This window comes from Moorena sp. SIO3B2, assembly GCF_010692525.1.
GTDB classification, from domain to species: domain Bacteria; phylum Cyanobacteriota; class Cyanobacteriia; order Cyanobacteriales; family Coleofasciculaceae; genus Moorena; species Moorena producens.
The window spans coordinates 1-1,791 of sequence record NZ_JAAHHE010000786.1; the positions used below are offsets into that span (position 1 = coordinate 1).

Sequence of the window (1,791 nt, forward strand, 5' to 3'; positions counted from 1 at the left end):
TGTCTTGTTATTGTGTTGTATTTTTCAAGCAAGAGCAGGCATGTGAGGTGACTACTGTTAAGTGCTTTGCGCTTACAATTTCCCGATTCCCGTCTCCCGACTCCCGACTCCCGCCTCCCGACTCCCGACTCCCGACTCCCGACTCCCGACTCCCGACTCCCGACTCCCGACTCCCGACTCCCGACTCCCGACTCGCTCAGTAGTCAGTAGCCGCAAAATCTTATCAATTGTAGTAATGCTGGTAAAGGTGTTTCCAAATTCAAGGACGCAATAATTGCTAAACCCTTTATATGACAAGCTTTTCCAGTGCCTGTTTCCTAAGGGCGGAAGTTCCCTAGCCCTGGGCGCAGCCCTATAACTTTCAGCTCTATTCCTCTGGAAAATTTTTAGATAAATTTCTGATAAGCTATTAAAAAAATAATAGTATACTGAGTAAAGTTCCTCTTCTACACACTGACCATTACATCTACTATAGGGTCAAGTATATAGTCAAATCAGGTAATTGAAAGGATTTATTTGCGATCCGACCGCCTGAGGTAGTTTACAAAATCTACAAACTAATCGATAATTTATAGCGATAGCAGTAGGTATGGTAACTCAGGTGCTGGATTAACATACCTACTGCATAAATTTAGCGACAACCCTAAGGAGAGAAAGTAGTAGTTGCTGATGAACATCAATAGAAGAAATATCTTACTAGCAGGTGGTACAGCCATGGCGGCTTACACCTTGGGTGAACTGGGTAAACCTCGTAGAGCAGTCGCCCAGAATCGGGTAGTCAATGTCTACTCCTCTCGTCACTACAAGACGGATGATGACTTGTACGATAACTTCACCCGCATCACTGGTATTAAAGTGAATCTGATTGAGGGGAAAGCAAATCCATTAATAGAACGGATTAAAAGTGAGGGGGCCAATAGCCCTGCTGATGTCTTAATTACTGTTGACGCTGGTCGTCTTTGGAAAGCTGACCAGGCTGGTATTTTTGCCCCGGTTAATTCATCGGAACTCAACTCCAATATTCCCGCTAACCTGCGACACCCTGACAATCACTGGTTTGGCTTCACTAAGCGAGCGCGGGTGATTATGTATAACAAAGACAGAGTCAACCCTGCTGAACTGTCAACTTACGAAAATCTGGCTGATCCCAAATGGCAAGGTCGCATTGCTATCCGCTCATCGAGCAATATCTATAATCAGTCTCTGGTTGCCTCACTGATTGCCAGCCTGGGTGTACCAGCAGTAAAAGCATGGGTCGAGAGCTTTGTGGGTAACTTTGCTCGCAAGCCTCAGGGTAATGATCGAGCCCAAATTGAAGCCGTTGCGGCTGGGATTGCGGATATTGCGATCGCAAATACCTATTATCTACCTCGCTATATTAAATCCGATGACCCTGCCAAGCAGGGGATCTTCAAGAAAGTTGGTGTATTTTTCCCTAATCAGCAAAACCGGGGTGCCCACATTAATATCAGTGGTGGCGGCTTGGTTAAAACAGCTCCTAATCGAGAAAATGGTATCAAGTTCTTAGAGTATCTAACTAGCCCTACGGCTCAGACCTTCTTTGCTCAAGCTAATAGCGAATATCCAGTGGTTTCTGGAACACCGATTGATCCGGTACTTGCGGGCTTTGGTTTTCCCTTCAAGGAAGATCCAACCAGTGTTTCCCAATATGGTCCCAATAGTGCTACAGCAGTTCAACTTATGGATATTGCTGGTTGGGTATAACAGTTATAAATTAGATCAAGTACTGTCGTTTTAGGGAGTAGGGAGCGGTGCGACCCGTGGCGAATT

At 45.4% G+C, this 1,791-nt stretch carries 2 protein-coding genes; both read left to right on the top strand.

Annotated features, from left to right (window positions below; translation table 11 throughout):
- Window positions 1-61: 61 nt before the first annotated feature.
- Window positions 62-274 (top strand): hypothetical protein, encoded by a 213-nt coding sequence (locus tag F6K38_RS41020; RefSeq protein WP_287360574.1) that lies wholly within the window; start codon window positions 62-64, stop codon window positions 272-274.
- Window positions 275-669: 395 nt separating this feature from the next.
- Window positions 670-1,725 carry a Fe(3+) ABC transporter substrate-binding protein gene (locus F6K38_RS41025; RefSeq protein WP_287253617.1) on the top strand — a complete coding sequence of 352 codons (1,056 nt, stop codon included), beginning with the start codon at window positions 670-672 and terminating at the stop codon, window positions 1,723-1,725.
- Window positions 1,726-1,791: the final 66 nt, after the last annotated feature.

Coding starts and splice junctions, on each gene's coding strand:
- F6K38_RS41025 (WP_287253617.1), top strand. CDS start 670: ATGAACATCAATAGAAGAAATATCTTACTAGCAGGTGGTACAGCCATG.